At 74.6% G+C, this 19,664-nt stretch carries 6 protein-coding genes; 2 read left to right on the top strand and 4 right to left on the bottom strand.

The window, feature by feature from the left end; translation table 11 throughout:
• The first annotated feature begins 64 nt into the window (after positions 1 to 64).
• Entirely contained in the window at positions 65 to 1,762 is a 1,698-nt protein-coding gene (locus tag EDD93_RS37710) for an ABC transporter ATP-binding protein (protein ID WP_123531207.1), read from the top strand.
• Positions 1,763 to 1,827: 65 nt separating this feature from the next.
• Positions 1,828 to 3,654: an ABC transporter ATP-binding protein gene (locus EDD93_RS37715; protein ID WP_260256119.1), complete on the top strand. Its 1,827-nt coding sequence runs from the start codon at positions 1,828 to 1,830 to the stop codon at positions 3,652 to 3,654.
• Positions 3,655 to 3,705: 51 nt separating this feature from the next.
• Here the strand turns inward: EDD93_RS37715 and EDD93_RS37720 are convergent, their stop codons facing one another.
• The 4 genes from EDD93_RS37720 to EDD93_RS40630 all read right to left on the bottom strand — a co-directional run bounded on the left by EDD93_RS37720 (position 3,706) and on the right by EDD93_RS40630 (position 19,628).
• On the bottom strand, positions 3,706 to 4,926 hold the full coding sequence (locus EDD93_RS37720) for a hypothetical protein (protein ID WP_123531211.1): 1,221 nt from the start codon (positions 4,924 to 4,926) through the stop codon (positions 3,706 to 3,708).
• 214 nt (positions 4,927 to 5,140) lie between these two features.
• Positions 5,141 to 5,350: an MbtH family protein gene (locus tag EDD93_RS37725; RefSeq protein ID WP_123531213.1), complete on the bottom strand. Its 210-nt coding sequence runs from the start codon at positions 5,348 to 5,350 to the stop codon at positions 5,141 to 5,143.
• A complete protein-coding gene (locus EDD93_RS37730) occupies positions 5,347 to 15,144 on the bottom strand; it encodes a non-ribosomal peptide synthetase (RefSeq protein ID WP_260256120.1) in 9,798 nt (3,265 codons plus the stop codon). Before EDD93_RS37730 ends, EDD93_RS37725 begins: the two co-directional genes overlap by 4 nt.
• An 83-nt stretch (positions 15,145 to 15,227) precedes the next feature.
• Entirely contained in the window at positions 15,228 to 19,628 is a 4,401-nt protein-coding gene (locus EDD93_RS40630) for an amino acid adenylation domain-containing protein (RefSeq protein WP_260256121.1), read from the bottom strand.
• Positions 19,629 to 19,664: the final 36 nt, after the last annotated feature.

Below are 19,664 nucleotides of genomic sequence, written 5' to 3' on the forward strand. Positions count from 1 at the left end.
CCCCCTCGGCCACCCGTTTAGAGTAGCCTTACCTAACTTTTCCAGACTCTTCGCGGAGGCCCGCATGCCAGGTGGAGGACCGACCGGGGGGCACGTCCTCCGCAGGGCGATCAGGGGGCAACGGCGACGCGTCGCCACCGCCTCCGTACTCGGAGCGGTGCATCAGGGGTGCGAGGCCCTGGTGCCCGTCGTCATCGGCGCGGCCATCGACACGGCGGTGGCCACCGGCTCCTCCCCGTCGCTGCTGCGCTGGCTCCTGGTGCTCGCCGGGCTGTTCCTGGTGCTGTCGAACTGCTACCGCACCAGCGCCCGGCTCGCCGAAGGGGCGGGGGAACGGGCCGCGCACCGGCTCCGGATGGAGCTCGGAGCCCGGGTGCTCGACCCGCGCGGCGGCGCCGACGCGAACCGGCTGCCCGGCGCGCTCACCAGCATCGCCACCAACGATGCCAGGCGGGTGGGCTCGGTCGCCACGGTCCTGGCCTACGGGGTCGCCGCGACCTCGGCGCTGGTGATCAGCGCGGTGGCACTGCTCAGGATCTCCGTCCCGCTCGGACTCCTCGTCCTGCTGGGCATCCCGCCGCTGCTGTGGCTCGGCCACCGCATCAGCCGTCCGCTCGAACGCCGCAGCGAGACCGAGCAGGAACGGGCCGCGCACGCCTCGGGCGTCGCCGCCGACCTGGTCGCCGGACTCCGCGTCCTCAAGGGCATGGGCGCCGAGTCGGCCGCCGTGGCCCGCTACCGCACCACCAGCCAGGACTCGCTGGCCGCCGCCCTGCGGGCGGCCCGCAGCCGGGCCGGCCACGAGGGCGCCGTCCTCTCGCTCACCGGCGTCTTCATCGCGGTCATCGGCATCGTGGGCGCCTACCTCGCGATGCGCGGCAGCATCAGCATCGGTGACCTGGTGGCGGCGGTGGGCCTGGCGCAGTTCCTCCTCGGCCCGTTCCAGCTGCTCACCTACGTCAACGCCGAGTTCGCCCAGGGCCGCGCCTCCGCCCGCCGGATCGCCGAGGTGCTGGACTCGCCCGCCGCCGTCGAGGGCGGCGAGTCCGTGGTCTCTGACGACGCGCCGGGACGGCTGCGCCTGAGCGGGGTACGGCTCGGCTCGCTGCACGGGATCGACCTGGACATCCGCTCCGGCGAACTGATCGGAGTGGTCACCGGCGATCCGGCCGCCGCGACCGATCTGCTGCTCTGCCTGGCCAGGGAGCGGGACCCCGCCGACGGGCTGATCGAGCTCGACGGCGTACCGCTGACCGAACTCGCCCCCGACGCGCTGCGCCGCGCCGTCCTGGTCGCCCACCACGACGCCGACCTCTTCGAGACCAGCCTGCTGGACAACGTACGGGCCGGTGCCCGCGACGACACCGCCCCGGTCGACGAAGCCCTCGCCGCATCGGCGGCCGACGAGGTCGCCCGGCTGCTGCCCGACGGCGGCGACACCGTGCTCGCCGAACGCGGCCGGTCCCTCTCAGGCGGCCAGCGACAGCGCGTCGCTCTCGCCAGGGCGCTGGCAGCCGACAGCTCCGTACTGGTGCTGCACGACCCGACCACCGCCGTGGACACCGTCACCGAGTCCCGGATCGCCGCCCGGCTGCGGGAGATCCGCGACGGGCGCACCACCGTGCTGATCACCACCAGCCCGGCCCTCCTCGCCGTCACCGACCGGGTGGTCGTCCTCGACGGGGGCACCGTCTCCACGACCGGCCACCACACCGAACTCGTCGCCGGGGACGAGCGCTACCGGGCGGCGGTGCTCGCATGACATCCACGTACGAGGAACGCGCGCAAGACACGGAAACGCACGCGGAAGAAGAGGGGAAAGCGGTCATGAGCACACCCGGCGCGGACCGCGCGCTGCTGCCGACGGCGAGCGGCGCGGAGAGCGTCGCGGCGCTGCGCACCATGCTGCGCGGCCACCGGCGGCTGACGGCGGCCGCCGTCGGCGTACTGGTCGCCGGGACCGCGATCGGTCTGCTGACCGCTCCCCTGCTCGGCCACATCGTGGACCTGGTGGTGGAGCGGCGCGGTTCACGGGCGCTGACGGTGCCCCTGGTGCTGCTCATCGTGGTGGCCCTGGTACGCGGCGCCGCGGCCTCGGTCGGCAGCACGCTCGTGGCGCGGCTCGGCGAGACCGTACTCGCCGCCGTGCGCGAGCAGTTCATCGAACGGGCGCTGCGGCTGCCGCTGGAGCGCATCGAGGCGGCCGGTTCGGGCGACCTGGTCTCCCGGGTCACCAGCGATGTCTCCATGATCGCGAAGTCGGTGCGCCAGGCGCTGCCCGAGTTCACCCGCTCCGCGCTGACCATCGTGCTGACGTTCGTCGGACTCGCCGTACTGGACTGGCGGTTCCTGGTCGCGGCCCTGCTGGCGATGCCGGTCCAGGTGCTGTCGGTGCGCTGGTACCTGCGCCGGGCCGCTCCGGTGTACGCCGAGCACCGCGTCGCGACCGGCGCGCTCCAGCACCAGCTGCTCGACAGCGTCGGCGGGGTGCGCACCGTACGGGCGTTCCGGCTGAACGGTGCGCACACCGCCCTGCTGGAGCAGCGCTCCGCCTCGGCGCGGGACCTCGCGCTGGGCGGCATCCACATCGTGACGGGGTTCTTCTCCCGGCTGAACCTGGCCGAGTACATCGGTCTGGCGGGCGTGCTGGGCGCGGGCTTCCTGCTGGTGGACAGCGGTTCGGTGAGCATCGGTACGGCCACCGCCGCCGCGCTCTACTTCCACAGCCTCTTCAACCCGGTCAACGCGACGCTGTTCCTCATCGACGACGCGCAGTCGGCGGGTGCCAGCTTCGCCCGGCTGGTCGGGCTGTCCAAGCTGCCGGCCGAGCAGAGCGCCCCGGGCGCCACCGCTCCGGCGGACGGTTCGGTGAAGGTGAGTGCGGTCAGTTACGCCTACGGCTCCGGGGCCCCCGTGCTGCGGAAGGTCGATCTGGAGGTGCGCAGCGGCGAGCGGGTGGCGCTGGTGGGTGCCAGCGGCGCCGGAAAGACGACGCTGGCCAAGGTCATCGCGGGCGTCCACGAACCGCACGGCGGGACCATCTCGCTGGGCGGGGTCGACGCGGCCGAGCTGGGCGCCGCCGGGGTGCGGCGCGCGGTGACACTGATCAGCCAGGAGGTGCACGTGTTCGCGGGCCCGCTGGCCGAGGACCTGCGCCTCGCCCGCCCGGAGGCCGGCGACGAGGAGGTGCGCGCGGCCCTTGACCGGGTCGGCGCCCTGGAGTGGGCACAGGCGCTGGCCGACGGCCTGGACACGGTCGTGGGCGAGGGCGGTCACCGGCTGACGGTGACGCAGGCGCAGCATCTCGCGCTGGCCCGGCTGGTGCTGGCGGACCCGCCGGTCGCGATCCTCGACGAGGCGACCGCGGATGCGGGCAGCGCGGGCGCGCGGGTCCTGGAGGAGGCGGCGCTGCGCGCACTGGAGGGGCGCACCGGGCTGGTGGTCGCGCACCGGCTCCCCCAGGCGGCGACCGCCGACCGCGTCGTCGTCCTGGACGAGGGCCGGGTCGTGGAGACCGGCAGCCATGACGAACTCGTCGCGGCCGGCGGCCGGTACGCGGCGCTGTGGGAGGCGTGGTCCGACAGCCGCCGGGAGCCGGCGGACGACGCACCGGCTCAGGCCGGCCGCGCGGCAGTGGCGGCGGACGCGCCGTAGCCGCGCGGACGTTCGGGGTGCTCCGTGCGGTCGCGAGCGGCGCCGCTCTCCTCAGGGGATGAACGCGATGTCGGGGTAGCGCGGGGACGGCCCGGACAGCAGGTGGTCGTCCCTGCCGCGCAGGTGGAGGTCGAAGAACGCGCGCAGATAGGCGCGTTGGGCGGCGACGGCCCGGCCGGCGTCGATCGTCCCGATGGAGTCGGTGAGGGCCGCGACCGCCTCCGGCGGCAGCGGGAGCGCCTTTTCCAGCTGCTGCCCCAGCGGGGACATGTCCGTGTAGGTCTGGTGGGCGGAGTCGTGCAGCCGCAGTTCGAGCCGCCAGCCGCGCAGGTGCGACCAGAAGGTCGCCCAGGACGGGTCGTTGTGGCGTCCGTGGGTGGAATTGCTCATCAGCAGGAACGGGCGGTCGAGCCCGGTGTCCTTGACCGTCCCGTTGACGCTGCCGTCCAGATCGGCGCCGGCGAGGATGCGGCGGTCCCGCGCCATGGCTCCCGCCGCCGTGTCGCCGCCGATCGAATGCCCGAACATGCCGATCCTGGACAGATCGAGGGAGCCGCGCAGGCCGTGGGGCAGCCGGCGGCCCCCGGCGTCGGGGTTCCTTCCGGCGTTCAGCCGTTCCAGTTCGTTCAGGACGAACCGGGTGTCGGTCTCGCGGACCCGCAGCGCCTTGAGCGGGTCAGGGTCCGGGCCCACCTCCACCCTGCCGCCGGGGAACTCCACGATCGAGGCCTCATGGGTGTGGTCGATCGTCACCACCACGTACCCGTGAGCGGCCAGGTCCTCGACCAGCGCGGTGCCCATGGCGCGCATCGTGTTGAGCCCCGGGGAGAAGAGCACCACGGGAGCGCCGCGGCGACGCACCGCCACGGGGGCGCCCTGCCACGCGTGCGTCACCGGGAAGTCGACGTCGTCCATCGACGTCATGAGCTTCTGGGCGACCTGCCGGCCGTACAGGGCCGTCGACACCGACGGGAGCCAGGGGGCGCGCCTGCGGCCGTGGGTGTCCGACGCCGGGTACCACACGCTGATCATGAGTTCGCGGGGCGAGGCGGGTGAGACCCACGGGTCCCGGCGCGAGCGGTCGATCAGATGGAGCGAGGTGGTTCCGATCCGCCGCGGACCGGTCGGCGCCGGCAGTGTGAGCCGCACCCGGCCGGGACCGGTCTCCTCGGCCGGAGCGGCGCCTGCCGCCCGTACCGTCCCCGTGGTGGCGAGCACCAGCCCCGCCGTCCCGGCCGCGGCGAGCACCGACCGACGCGTTATGTCCCTCATCCGGATCCCTCACCTGCGCTCGACGACTGATTGACCGCCCAGCGAGAATGACACCCCCCGCCGCGACGGCGACAGGCCTCGGGCGCGACGTCAGGGTGAGTACAGGGTCATCCCCGACCCGGCCTCCGGGCCAGGACCACCACCGCACCGGACGCGCACACGCCGCCGCCCCTCGATGAGAAGGTCTCGGCGAGGGGCGGCGTCGTACTGCCGGTCAGCCCTGGAGGGCGACCAGGCTCGCGGGTCGCAGGTCCGTCCAGTTCGCCTCCACGTGGGCGAGGCAGGCTTCGCGGGTGTCCGCGCCGAATGCGGTCCGCCAGCCGGCGGGGACCTCGGCGAAGGCGGGCCACAGCGAGTGCTGGTTCTCGTCGTTGACCAGGACCAGGAAGGTGCCCTGCGGGTCCTCGAACGGGTTGGTCGTCATGCGTTGTCACTCCTCTTGGACAGTGCGGTGAACAGCTCGGACAGCGGCTGCTCCGGATGGGCCGCCGCACGGTGCAGCAGCTCCAGGTAGGCGTCGGCCAGGCGCCGGGCCTCTGCGGTGCCCAGCAGATCGGTGGCGTGGATCAGCGCGCAGTGCACCGGTCCGTCGCCGCGCGGCTCGTAGAAACTGAGGGTCAGGTCGGCCCGGGTGACGCCGGTCGGTACGGCCGAGAGCGAGCCGATGCCGCCCTCCAGCTGTTCCGGGTCGGCCTGTTCGTGGTGGATGACCATGACCTGCGGGCCCCGGGGCGGGAGTCCGGCGGCCCGGACGACGGCGTCGAACGGGACGTCCTGCCGGTCCAGGGCGCTCAGCGTCGTCTCCCGTACCCGGGTCAGCAGTTCCGTGAAGGTGGGGTCGCCCGCCGTGCCGGTGCGCAGCACCACGGTGTTGAAGAAGCAGCCGACCAGATCGGCGAGCTGGTCGTCGGTGCGTCCGGCGACCATCGTGCCGATCGGCAGGTCGGTGCCCGCGCCGTGCCCGGTGAGCAGTGCGGCGAGCGCCGAGTGGAGCACCATGAACATGCTGGTGCCGGTGGCCCGCGCGAGGCGGTCCACGGCGGCGTGCAGCTCCTCGTCGAGGACGAAGCCGACGTGGGCCCCGGGCCTGACGCTGCTGTCCGGTCCTGCCCGGTGCGGGCCGTCGGCGGGCAGGGCGAGCCGGTCCGGGAGCCCATCGAGTGTCCGGCGCCAGTAGGCGAGCTGCTGCCCGCCCCGGCTGTCCGGGTCCGCGGGGTCGCCCAGGACCTCGTGGGCCCAGTGCGCGTAGTCCGCGTAGCCGACCGGCAGCGGCTGCCAGCCGGGGGCGAGGCCCTGGGCACGGGCCGCGTGGGCGGTGACCAGGTCGCGCAGGAGCGGCACGACCGACCACTCGTCGACGGCGAGGTAGTGCATGGTCAGCAGCAGCGCCTGGGCGCCGTCGGGTCCGGTGAGCAGATGCGCCCTGAGCGGCGCCTCGGCGCCCGGATCGGGTGCCGTGCCCGCGAGTTCGGCCAGCCGGGCGTCCAGGTCGGCGCACGGCTCCTCGGTCAGTACGGGCGCTGCGGCGGGCCGCTGGTACAGGACGCCGTCGCGTTCGGCGAAGGCGGTGCGCAGCGGCTCGTGCCGGGCCACCACATCGGCCAGGGCGGCGGCCAGCACCTCGGCGTCGAGCCCGCCTGCGGAGCGCAGCGTCAGCGCGTGGTCGACGCCCCGCGCGTCGCGGGAGGCCTGCCACTGCCAGTCCTGGACGGGCGCCGCCGGCGGTTCCCCGGCGCGCTGTACGGCCGGGCGCAGTGCGGGCCGCTCCGTGCCCGCACCCTCATGGGCGGTGGCCGCGCCCTCCAGCGCGCCGGCGATGCCGGCGACGGTGAGCGCGTCGAAGACGTCCCTGATGCTCAGCTCGACGCCGAACTCGGCGCGGATGCGGCCGAGCAGCCGCATCGAGGCCATGGAATGGCCGCCGAGCGCGAAGAAGCTGTCGTGCACGCCGACGTCGTCCAGCTTGAGGATCTCGCAGAACAGTGCGGCGATCCTGGCCTGGGCCGGGGTGGCCGGGCGGGCGTCGGTCGTCATCGCGGACCAGTCGGGCGCGGGCAGCGCCGCACGGTCCAGCTTGCCGTTGGGCGTGAGCGGCAGCGGGCCGTCCAGCGGCACCACCAGGGCCGGGACCATGTACTCGGGGAGCAGCCCGGCCATGTGGGCGCGCAGTTCCTGCGGGTCGGGTTCGCCGGACTCGGGCACCGCGTAGGCGATCAGCCGGACGATGTCGCCGTCCCGGTCGGGGACCACCGCGGCCTGGGCGACGCCGGGGTGTCCGGCGAGCGCCGCCTCGATCTCGCCCAGCTCGATGCGGAAGCCGCGCACCTTCACCTGGGTGTCGGCCCGGCCGAGGAAGTCGAGGTTGCCGTCGCGGCGCCGTCGGGCGCGGTCGCCGGTGCGGTACATCCGGCTGCCGGGCGCCCCGAAGGGATCGGCGACGAACCGCTCCGAGGTGAGGGCCTGCTTGCCGAGGTAGCCCCGGGCGAGCCCGCGCCCGGCGACGTACAGCTCGCCCACCACACCCGGCGGTACGGGCCGCAGCCGCTCGTCGAGCACGTAGGCCCGGGTGTTGGGGTCGGGGCGGCCGATGGGCACCCGGCCGGCGGGGGCGCCGCCGTGCTCGCGGGCGCTCCACAACGTCGAGTTGACCGTCGCCTCGGTGAGCCCGTAGGCGCAGATCAGGTCGGCGGTGGCGCCGAAGCGGTCGAAGAGGTCCGGCGGCACCGTCTCGGTGCCGACCAGCACGGTCGATCCTGCGGGCAGTTCGCAGCCGGGCGGGAGGGCCGATACCAGGGACGGCGGCAGGATCATGTGGGTGATCCGCCGGTCCGCGAGGAAGTCGGTCAGCGCCGGTCCCGCGACCCGGGCCTCGTCGGTGATGAGGACGAGGCTGCCGCCGTGGCACAGCGCCATGGCGAGTTCGAAGACGAAGACGTCGAAGCCGGTGGAGGCGAACTGGAGCACCCGGCTGTCGCGCCGCAGGTTCATCCGGTCGACGGCGGTGGCCACGAGGGAGGAGATCCCCTCGTGGGGAACGATCACGCCCTTGGGGCGGCCGGTCGAGCCGGAGGTGTAGATCACGTACGCGGCCTGGTCCAGGCCTGCGGGCCCGCCGGGTCCGGCGGCCGGGGCCGGCTCCCGCAGTGCCTCGGCGGTGTCCGGCGCGTCCAGCAGGACGACCGGGACGCCCGCCGCGTCGGGGATCTTCCCCGCGACGGTCTCGGTGCCGACGACCAGGGCCGCCCCCGAGTCCTCGATCATGTAGGAGAGCCGGTCCCCCGGGTGGATCAGGTCGAGCGGCAGGAAGGCCGCGCCCAGCTTCATCGCGGCGAGCACGGTGGCGATCATGTCCACGGACCGGGGAACGGCGACGCCGACCACGCTCTCGGCGCCGACGCCGTGCGCGGCGAGCAGCCGGGCGATGCGGCGGGCCCGGTCGTCGAGCTCGGCGTACGTCACCGAGCGGGACCGGTCCACCACGGCCACGGCGTCGGGCCGTTCGGTGAGCCTGCGGGCGAACAGTGCGGGCAGGGACTCCTCCTCGACCTCGCGCGCGGTGTCGTTGAAGCCCTCCAGGACGGTGTGCCGCTCCTGGCCGGAGAGGATCTCCGCCCGGGACAGCGGCTGTCCGGGCTCGGCGACGAGCGCGGCGACCAGGGTGCGCAGCCGCTCACCGATGGCCTCGGCGGTCTCCCGGTCGAACAGCTCGGTGGCGAATTCGAGCCGGCAGCCGAGCGATCCGGGGCCGCCGTCCCGCGCGGTGTGCTCGGTGAAGCTGAACACCAGGTCGAACTTGGCGGAGCGGATCCGGAACGGCACGAACTCCACGTCCAGGCCCGGCAGTCCGAGTTCGTCGCCGGTGCGGGCGTGGTAGCCGACCATCACCTGGAAGAGCGGGTTGCGGGAGAGCGAGCGGGTCGGGTTGAGGGCCTCCACGACCGATTCGAAGGGCACGTCGGCGTGCGAGAACGCCGCCAGGTCGGTGTCACGGACCCGGGTGAGGAGTTCGGTGAAGCTGGGGTCGCCGCCGAGGTCGGTGCGCAGTACCAGGGTGTTGACGAAGAAGCCGACCAGTTCGTCCAGTGCCTCGTCACCGCGCCCCGCGATGGGCGAGCCGAGCGGGATGTCCGTCCCGGCGCCCATGCGGTGCAGCAGCGCGGCCACGGCCGCGTGCACCACCATGAACATGCTGGCGCCGGTCTCCCGGGCGAGCCACTTCAGTCCGGCGTGCACCGGGGCGTCGAAGGCGATGTCGAGTTCGGCGCCGGAGAACGCCGGGCGGGCGGGCCTGGCCCGGTCGGTGGGCAGTTCGAGCTCTTCCGGGGCACCGGCCAGGGCCGTACGCCAGTGGTCCAGCTGCCGGGCGGCCAGGCTGGTCCCGTCGGCGGGGTCGCCCAGCAGCCGGTCCTGCCACAGCGCGTAGTCGGCGTACTGGACGGGCAGCGGCTCCCAGTCGGGCGCCCCGCCTGCGAGGCGGGCCGCGTAGGCGGTGGCCAGGTCCCGCAGGAACGGCCGGTCGGACCATTCGTCGGTGGTGATGTGGTGCAGCAGCAGCACGACGACGTGGTCCTCGGGCGAGAGCTCCACGACCGTGACGCGCAGCAGCAGTTCGGCGGCGAGGTCGAAGGGCCGGTTGACGACCGTGTCGATGATGCCGGGTACCTCGTCCTCGGTGGCCCGCAGGCACTCCACCACCGGGTGCGCCTCGTCGGCGGGCAGCACCCGCTGGAACACCTGGCCGTCGGAGGCCGTGAAGAAGACCGTACGCAGGGCCTCATGACGTGCCGTCACATCGGCGAGCGCGGTGCGCCAGGCGGCCAGGTCCAGCGGGCCGCGCAGCCGCATGGCCAGCGAGAAGTTGTACGCGGCCGAGGTGCACTCGATCTGCTGGATGACCCACAGCCGCTGCTGGGCGTGGGACAGCGGCAGCCGGTCGGGCCGGTCGCCTGCGGTCAGCGCCGGTCGGGCGGCGCCGTCGGTACGGGCGGCGCGGGCCACCAGTTCCGCGACGGTCGGTGCCTCGAAGAGGTCGCGGATCGCCAGTTCGGCGTCGAGCGCGGTACGGGCCCGGCTGACCAGCCGGGTGGCCAGCAGCGAGTGCCCGCCCAGGTCGAAGAAGTCGCTGTCGATGTCCACACTACCGGCCGGCAGTCCGAGCACCTCCGCGAACAGGGCGCAGAGCGTCTCCTCGCGCGGGTCGCGCGGGGCGCGGCCGTTGCCCGTACCGGCGAGGTCGGGTGCGGGCAGCGCCCGGACGTCCAGCTTGCCGTTGACGGTCAGGGGCAGCGTGCCCAGGGTGACGAGGGCTGCGGGGACCATGTAGTCCGGCAGCCGCGTCTTCAGGTGCTCGCGCAGCCGGCGGATCAGCGTGCTGTCGGCCCCGGGACCGTCCTCGGAGCGCGCGCCCTCCTCCGGCACCACGTAGCCGACCAGGCGCTTGGTGCCCGATCGCTCCGACACGACGACCGCCGCGTGCGCGACCTCGGGGTGCGTGGACAGGGCCGTGGAGATCTCGCCCAGCTCGATGCGGTAGCCGCGGATCTTCACCTGGTCGTCGGTGCGGCCGAGGAAGTCGATGAGCCCGTCGGGGCGTTGGCGCACCAGGTCGCCGGTGCGGTACATGCGCTCACCCGGTGCGCCGAACGGGTCGGCGACGAACCGCTCGGCCGTCAGCGCGGTCCGGTCGTGGTAGCCGCGGGCCAGGCCCGTGCCGGCGATGTACAGCTCGCCGGGGCTGCCCGGCGGGACGGGGCGCAGCATCGGGTCCAGGATGTGGGCGCGGGTGCCCCGGATCGGTACCCCGACCGTGGAGGTCGTGCTGTCGGCGGTGGAGGCGCCGAGCGTGTTGATCGTGTACTCGGTCGGCCCGTAGAGGTTGTAGCCGTAGACGCCCTCGGTGCGGCGCAGCCGGGTCCAGACGGTGTCGGGGACGGCTTCGCCGCCGAGCAGGACCAGTGCGGGCCGGTGCTTGCCGGCGGCCTCGTCGCGGTCGAGGAGGCCCTCCTCGATGAGGAGCTGGGCGTAGGTGGGGGTCACGTTGACCACGTCGATGCGGTGGCTGTCGCAGTACGCGACCAGCGCCTCGGCGTCGCGGCGCAGTTCCTCGTCGCAGACGTGGACCTCATGGCCCTCGACCAGCCACAGCAGTTCCTCCCAGGACATGTCGAAGGCGAAGGACACGGTGTGCGCGATGCGCAGCCGCCGTCCGCCCGCCGAGGCGATGGCCGGGTCGAAGATCTCCTTCTGGTGGTTGAACTGCATGTTCGTCAGCCCGCGGTACGGGGTGACGACGCCCTTGGGGCGGCCGGTGGAGCCCGAGGTGTAGATGACGTACGCGGGGTGGTCGAGGCGGCCCGGCACCCCGTGCGCGAACGCGGGCCGCTCGGCGTCGGTGACCTCGCCTCCCGGCAGCGCGGCCAGTTCGGCGGCCACGGCCGCCTCGTCCAGCAGGAGTTCGGGTGCGGCGGGTCCGTCCGCGTCGCGCAATGACGGGGCGACGGCGGTGGTGGACAGCAGGCACAGCGGTCCGCTGTCACGCGCCATCAGGCGCAGCCGGTCGGCGGGGTGGTCCAGGTCGAGGGGAAGGTAGGCGGCGCCGGTGCGCAGTACGGCGAAGAGCGCGGCCACCATCTCGGTGGAGCGCGGCAGCGCGAGCGCCACGACCTTCTCCGGTCCGGCGCCCCGGGCGAGCAGCAGCCGGGCGAGCCGGTTGACGCGGGCGTCCAGCTCGGCGTACGTGAGGGTCTGCTCGCCGAAGACGAGCGCCACCGCGTCCGGGGTGCGGGCGACCTGGGCGGCCAGCAGATCGGCGACCGTCTCGTCGGGCACCGGCTCGCGGCCGGTGAGCTGTGCGGCGGCGATGGCGGCCCGCTCGGCGGGCAGCAGCAGGTCGACACCCGCGGTGCGGGCCGGGGCCCCGGCGTCGAGGGCCTCGGTGAGCCGGCCGAGCACCTCGGTGAACCGGTCGAGGATGGTGGTCGCGGCCTCGGCGCCGAACAGGTCCGGCCGGGCGGCCAGGGTGATCCGCAGCCGGCTGCCGGGGGTGACGATCAGCGTGAGCGGGAAGTGCGTGCCGTCCACGTTGGACATGGCGGTGATGCCGTGGAGCCGCCGCAGTTCGGCCGCGCGGTCCTCGCCGTCGGCCGAGCGCAGGACGAACAGGGTGTCGAACAGCCGGCGGTGTCCGGTCTCCTGCTGGAGGGCGCCGAGCCCGACGTACTCGTACGGCATGACGGCGGCGCGCTCGGACTGCATCCGGCGCAGCAGGCCGAGGAGCGGCTCGTCCGGGGTGAAGGCGACGCGGGCCGGGATGGTGTTGAGGAACATCCCGATGATTCCGGCCGCGTCCGGTACGTCCGCGGGCCGTCCGGCGACGGCGGTGCCGAAGGCGACGTCGGCGCGGCCGGTCATCGCGGAGAGCACCAGGGCCCAGGCCGCGTTCAGCACGGTGTTCAGGGTGAGCCCGTGGCGGCGGGCCGCGGTCCGCAGCAGTTCGCTGGTCTCCGGGCCGAGCACGGTGTCGTAATCGGCCGGGATGACCGGGCCGGTGTCGCGCCCGGACGGGGCGAGCAGCGTCGGCTCGTCGAAGCCGGAGAGCGACCGGCGCCAGGCCTCCAGCGCGGCGCCTGTGTCCTGCTCGTCCAGCCAGCCGAGGTAGTCGCGGTAGGAGCCGGGCAACGGGAGCCCGGTGGCGTCGCCGGCCCGCTCGTAGAGCGTGAACAGCTCCTCCAGGAACAGCCACGCGGACCAGCCGTCCCACAGGATGAGGTGGTGGGTGATCACGAGCCGGTCCCGGCCGTCCCCGAGCCGGATGAGGAGCAGCCGGCACAGCGGGGGCGCGGACAGGTCGAAGCGCTGCCGCCGGTCGGCGGCCAGCAGCTCCCGGACCCGGCTGTGCTGCTGCGCTGCGGGCAGCCCGGAGAGGTCCGCCTCGACGAGCGGGACCTCGGCGCCGTCCACGATGAACTGGACGGGGCGGGGCAGCCCGTCGGCGGTGAACCCGGCCCGCAGGCCGGTGTTGCGGGCCAGCAGCGCCCGGCAGGCGGCGCGCAGCCGGTCGGGGTCGACGCGGCGGTCGAAGTCCAGGGTCTCCTGGGAGAGGTAGACGTCGAGCGCCTCGCCCGCGTCGTAGGTGGCGTGGAAGTACATGCCCTCCTGGAGCGGGGAGAGCGGCCAGATGTCGTCGACCGGGAACCCGGCGGTGGCGGCGACGCGGTCGGTCTCCTGCCCCGAGAGCACCAGGCCGCCCAGCGGCGCGGGCCGGTCCGGCTCCGGCTCGGGGCCGGCTGCGGAGGTCAGCTGGGCGAGCAGGGCCCGCAGGGCGGGGTCCACGTCGGCGCCGGACTGCTCCTGGAGGGCCAGTACGGCCTGGAGTGCGGCGGCGGCCTGTCCGGCCTCGGCCGCGGGCACGGTCACGGCTTCGGCGGGGGCGGGGGCGGCCGGTTCGGCGGCGGAGGGGGCGGAGGGCTCGGACGGAGCGGAGGGGCCGGGTGCCGCGGTGCGCGCGACGGCGGCCAGGGCGGCCGGGGTCCGGCTCTCGAACACGTCGCGGGGGCCGATCACCAGACCCCGGGCGCGGGCCCGGGTGGCGACGGCGATCGAGCTGAGGCTGTCGCCGCCGATGACGAAGAAGTCGTCGTCCACGCCGATCCCGGGCATGCCGAGCACCTCGGTGAAGATCTCGCACAGGGCGCTCTCGCGCTCGTCGCGCGGGGCCCGGCCGCCGCTACGGGGGGCGGGCGCGGCGGCCGGCAGGGCGTTCCGGTCGAGCTTGCCGTTGGGCGTCAGCGGCAGGGTGTCCAGGGCCAAGACGGTGCCCGGCACCATGGGCGCGGGCAGCGCGTCGGCCAGCGCCGCGCGCAGGGCGTCGGTGTCCAGGACCGTGCCGGGTACGGGCACGGCGTAGCCGGCCAGCGCGCCGTCCCGGACGGTCACCGCCGCACGGGCGACGCCCGCCAGGGCGGTCAGGGCGGCCTCGATCTCGCCGAGTTCGATGCGGTTGCCCCGGATCTTGACCTGCCGGTCGGTGCGGCCGAGGTACTCGACGGCACCGTCGGCGCGGCGCCGCACCAGGTCTCCGGTGCGGTACATGCGCTCGCCCGGTCCGCCGAAGGGGTCGGCCACGAAGCGTTCGGCGGTGGTGCCCGGCCGGTCGTGGTACCCCCGCGCCAGTTGCACTCCGGCGAGGTAGAGCTCTCCCGGTACCCCGTCGGGGACCTGGCGCAGGTACGGGTCCAGTACGTGCAGCCGGGTGTTCCACACCGGGCGGCCGATGGGCACGGCCGGCCCCGGGCCGCCGTCGTGGACGTAGGCGAAGGAGGTCACGTCCACCGCCGCCTCGGTGGGTCCGTAGAGGTTGTGCAGCGGGACGGGGGCCCGCCCGGAGCGGGCCGTCAGCTCCGACCAGTGCGCGGCCTGGGCCCCGGTGAGGGCCTCGCCGCTGCAGAACACCCGCCGCAGGCTCGCCGCCCAGTCCGGGTGGTCGGCGGCGGAGTCCAGGGCCTGGGTGAAGGCGGCCAGCATGGACGGCACGAAGTGGAGCGTGGTGATCCGCCGGGTCCGGATCAGCCCGGCGAGGTAGCCGGGGTCGCGGTGCCCGCCGGGGCGGGCGAGTACGACGGTCGCGCCCTCCAGCAGGGGCCAGAAGAACTCCCACACGGAGACGTCGAAGGCGGCCGGGGTCTTCTGCAGGACCCGGTCGTCCGCGCCGAGCCCGTACTCCCCCTGCATCCACGCGAGCCGGTTGACGACGGCCCGGTGTGTGACGGCGACGCCCTTGGGGCGGCCGGTGGAGCCGGAGGTGTAGATCAGATAGGCCGGGTGGTCGGGTCCTGCGTGCCGCACGGGGGCCTCGGTGGCGGCCGCGACACCGTCGGGGTCCTTCCCGTCGTCGTCGTTCCCGTCGTCGATGAGCAGCAGGTCGGCGTCCGGTACGGCGGGCAGCCGTCCGGCCGCCCGCGCCGTGGTCACGACGGTGCGTGTGCCGGAGTCGGCGAGCACGAAGGCGACCCGCTCGGCGGGGTAGTCGAGGTCGACCGGCAGATAGCCGGCGCCGGTCTTCAGGACGCCCAGCAGCGCCACCATCAGTTCGGCCGAGCGGGGCACGGCCACCGCGATGTACTGCTCCGGCCCTGCCCCGCGCGACCGCAGCCGCCGGGCCAGCGCCTCGGCGCGCCGGTCGAGTTCGGCATAGGTCAGCGTGGTGTCCTCGAAGACCACGGCGGGGGCGTCCGGGGTACGGGCCGCCCGGTCGGCGAACAGCGAGGCGAGGGTGGCCCCGGGGACGGGCCGTGCGGTGGCGTTCAGCTCCGCGAGGTGCGCGTGCTCGCGCTCGGACAGCAGGCCGGTCCGGGCGACGGTGCGGCCGGGTTCGCAGACCAGGGTGCGCAGCAGTGCGGTGAACCGGTTGGCGAGGACGGCGACGGTGACCGGGTCGAAGCGGGCCGCGTCGTGCTTGAACCGCAGCAGCAGTGCGCCGTCGCCCGGCTCGACGACGAGCGCGAGGGGTAGTGCACGGCGTCGGTGATGTCGTTGCCGGTGATGCGCAGCGCCTCGGGGCCGTGGCCGGCGGGCGTCTGCGGGGTGGGGTGGTTCTCGAACACCACGAGGGTGTCGAAGAGTTCACCTCCGCCGGCGATCCGCTGGATGTCGGCCAGGCCGAGGTGCTGGTGGTCCAGGAGCGCGGTGTGCTCGGCCTGGACGCGGCGCAGCAGTTCGGTGAGGGACTCCTCGGGCCGCAGGACCACCCGGGCGGGGACGGTGTTGATGAACAGGCCGACCGCCGAGTCCAGGCCCGCGACCTCGGTGGTCCGGCCGGACACGGTGGTGCCGAAGACGAGGTCGCCGCTGCCGGTGAGCGCGCCGAGCAGCAGCGCCCACGCGCCGTGCATGACGGTGCTCAGGGTGAGGCCGTGGGTGCGCGCGTACGCGGTGAGCGCGGCGGTGAGCTCCTCGGGCAGCCGGGTGTCCACCTGTTCCGGCCTGGCCGGGGCCCGCTCGCCGTCCGCCGCGTCGGGGGCGGCCAGCCGGGTCGGCCCGTCCAGCGCGCGGAGCGCCTGGCGCCACGCCTCCCGTGCGGCGTCCCGGTCCCGGCCGGCCAGCCATGCGAGGTAGGGGCGGGGGTCGGCCGGTGCGGGGAGTTCGTCGCCCCGGTAGGCGGCCATGAGTTCGCGCAGCAGCACGGAGACGGACCAGCCGTCGGCGACGATGTGGTGCAGGGTGAGCAGCAGCCGGTGGCGGTGGCCGTCGCGGACGAGGGTGGCGCGCAGCAGCGGCGGCCGGGCCAGGTCGAAGGGCCGGGCGCGGTCGGCCCGCAGGACGTCGTCGAGGGCGGTCTCGGCGGTGTCGGCCTCCTGCCAGGGCAGGGTGACGTGGTCCGCGAGGCGCTGGACGACCTCGCCGCCGGGCAGCTGGCGGTACGAGGCACGCAGCAAGGGGTGCCGGTCCAGGAGCAGTTGGAGCGCCGCACGCAGCCGGTCCGGGTCGACGAGCCCGTCGAGTTCCAGCAGTTCCTGGACGCGGTAGAGGTCGGCGGTGCCCTCGTCGAGGGCGGCGTGGAAGAAGAAGCCCTCCTGGAGCGGCGAGACGGGCAGCGCGTCCTCGTCCAGAACGGCCGCCGGTGCCTGCGGGGCGCTCGTCGTCCCGGCGGCGCGGGCCAGGGCAGCCACGGTGCGGAGCCGGAAGACGTCGCGCGGGCTGATCGTGAGACCGGCCTCACGGGCGCGGTTCACCAGCTGGATCGCGATGATGCTGTCGCCGCCGAGCTCGAAGAAGCTGCTCCGGACGCCCACGGCGGGCAGGTCGAGCAGCTGGGCGAACAGGGCGGCGAGCGTGGTCTCGGCCGGCCCGGTGGGCGCGTCGGTGCCGCTGACCTCGGTCCACCGGGGCTCGGGCAGGGCGCGGGTGTCGAGCTTGCCGTTGGGCGTGAGCGGGAGGGGGCCGTCCAGGACGACGACGGCGGTCGGCACCATGTGGTCCGGCAGGGCCGCGGCCACCTGGGCGCGTGCGGCGGTGACGGCGGCCTCGGTGGCGGCGGCGTCGTGGCCGTCCCCGACCAGGTAGGCGACGAGGCGCTTGACGCCCCGGTGGTCGTCGCGGACCAGGACGGCGGCCTGGGCGATCCCGGGGGCGGCCATGAAGGCGCTCTCGATCTCGCCCGGTTCGATCCGGTGACCCCGGATCTTGATCTGGCCGTCGGCCCGGCCCAGGAACTCCAGATTGCCGTCGCTCCCCCAGCGGACCCGGTCGCCGGTGCGGTACATCCGGGTGCCGGGCTCGCCGTACGGGTCGGCGACGAAGCGTTCCGAGGTCAGGGCGGAGCGGCCGAGGTAGCCGCGGGCGAGGCCGCGCCCGGCGACGTACAGCTCGCCCTCGACGCCCACCGGCACCGGCCGCAGTGCGGCGTCCAGGACGTAGGTGCGGGTGTTGGGGTCGGGCCGCCCGATGGGGGTGGGGCCCGGCCTGCCGGAACGGGCGAGCCACAGGGTGGAGTTGACGGTGGCCTCGGTCAGCCCGTACGCGACGACGACCTGGAGCCGCCCGGACCAGCGGGCGATCAGCTCGCCGGGGACCGCCTCGGTGCCGACGACGAGGACTGCGCCCTCGGGCAGTTCGCACTCCGGCGGCAGCGCCGAGACGAGTGAGGGGGGCAGGATCATGTGGGTGGCACGGTGGTGTGCGATGTAGTCGGTGAGGGCGGATCCGGCGACCCGCCGTTCGGCGGGGACGACGATGATCCGGCCGCCGGCGCACAGCGACATGATCAGGTCCCAGACCGTCACGTCGAAGCCGGCGGAGGCGAACTGCACGACGCGGCTGTCGGAGGTGACGCCGATCCGGTCGGTGGCCGTGGCGATGAGGCTGCCGACGCCGTCGTGGGTGACGATCACGCCCTTGGGGCGTCCGGTGGAGCCGGAGGTGTAGATGACGTAGGCGGCCTGGTCCAGGACGACCGGGACGCCGGGGTCGGCGGGCTCCTGGGCGGCGAGGGCGGCGGCGGTCTCCGGGTCGTCGAGCAGCAGGTGGCGGGCGCCGGACTCCGGAAGGTGGGGCGCCAGGTCCCGGACGGTGAGTACGGCGGTGGCCCCCGCGTCGGACAGCATGTAGGCGGTCCGGTCCCGGGGGTGGTCGGCGTCCAGCGGGAGGTAGGCGGCGCCGGCCTTCATCACGGCGAGCAGCGCCACCACGAGTTCCGGGGAGCGCGGAAGGGCCACGGCGACGACGTCGGCGGCGCCCACACCGCGCGAGACCAGCAGCCGGGCGAGCCGGTTGGCGTCGGCGTTGAGTCCGGCGTAGCTGAGCTCGCGGTCCTCGCAGACGAGCGCGACGGAGTCGGGCGTGCGCCGGACCTGCGCCTCGAACGCGGCGGGCCAGGAGAGTTCGGCCACCTCGCGTGGGGAGACGGCCAGTTCGCCCAGCAGCCGTTCGCGTTCGGCGCCGGAGGTGAGCTCGATCCGGCCCACGGGCCGGCCGGGGTGGTCGCTGAGGGCGCTCAGTACGGTGCGGAAGCGGCGCTCGTGATCGCGGAGGGTCTCCTCGTCGCAGAGGTCGGCGTCCGCGTCGAGGTGGACGAAGCCCCGGCCGTCCCGGGTCTCGGTGAGGGCGAAGGCGAGGTCGCTGACCGGGCCGAGCCACTCGGGCCGCAGTTCGGCGTCCAGCCCGTCGAAGCCGTATCCGTCGTTCCCGGGCAGGATGTTGACGGTGGGGCCGACGAGTTCCCGGACGCCGTCGACCAGGCCGAGGTCCCTGGCCAGGTGCTCGGCGCGGTGGCGTCCGTGCGCGGCCGCTTCGGAGACCTCCCGGCGCACGTCCGCGACGAGCTCCGCGCCCGTGGTGCCGGGGCGGACGGTCAGCCGCAGCGGGACGAGGTTGGAGACCATGCCGGGGACGACGGCCGACACCGCGTCCTGGCGGGCGGCGACCGGCAGCCCGAGGACCAGGTCCTGTTCGCCGGTGACCCGGTGCAGGTAGGCGGCGACGGCCGCGACCAGCAGCCGGGAGGGCCGGACGGCGGCGTTCACGGCCGCGGTGTGCAGCCGCCCGGCTTCCTGCGGGGTGAGTTCGAGGGTGCGGCGCAGCCGCCGCGCCGTCAGGGAGTGGCCGCGCTCGACGAGCCGTACGGGCTCGGGCCGGCCGGCCAGGCGCTCGTGCCACCAGGCGCGGTCCGCCTCGTGCCGGGCGGAGTCGCGGTACTCCCGGTCGGCGTCGACCAGCCGGCCGAGGGACCAGTCGGCGCCAGGGGCTGCCGCCGCGCCCAGCGTGTAGAGCTCACCGGCGCGGCGGGTGATCAGGGTGACGCCCATGCCGTCGAGGACGATGTGGTGGTAGCGCTGGTACCAGCGGACCCGGTCGTCCGCGAGCCGCAGCAGGGCCTGGGCGTAGAGCGGTGCCCGGTCCAGGGGTGCGGGCCGTTCGCGTTCGGCCGCCGCCCAGTGGTCGGCGGCCGCCTCGGGGTCGGGGGCGTCGCGCAGGTCCACGACGGGGACCTCGACGCCGGCGGTGACGGCGCTCTGGCGCGGTCCGCCCTCCCCCGGGGTGAACTCGACGTGCAGGCAGCCGGCTTCCGTTACGGCCTGGCGGACGGCGGCGGCGAGCCGGCCGAGATCCGTGGCGCCGTGCAGGTCCAGGGCGAAGACGATGTTGTAGGCGGAGCTGGCTGGCTCGATCTGCTGGGCCGGCCAGATCCCGGCCTGCCCACCGGTCATGGGGGTCCCGGCGGTGGTTGTCCGGTCCGGCTCGGC

Source organism: Streptomyces sp. 840.1 (genome assembly GCF_003751445.1).
Lineage (GTDB): Bacteria > Actinomycetota > Actinomycetes > Streptomycetales > Streptomycetaceae > Streptomyces.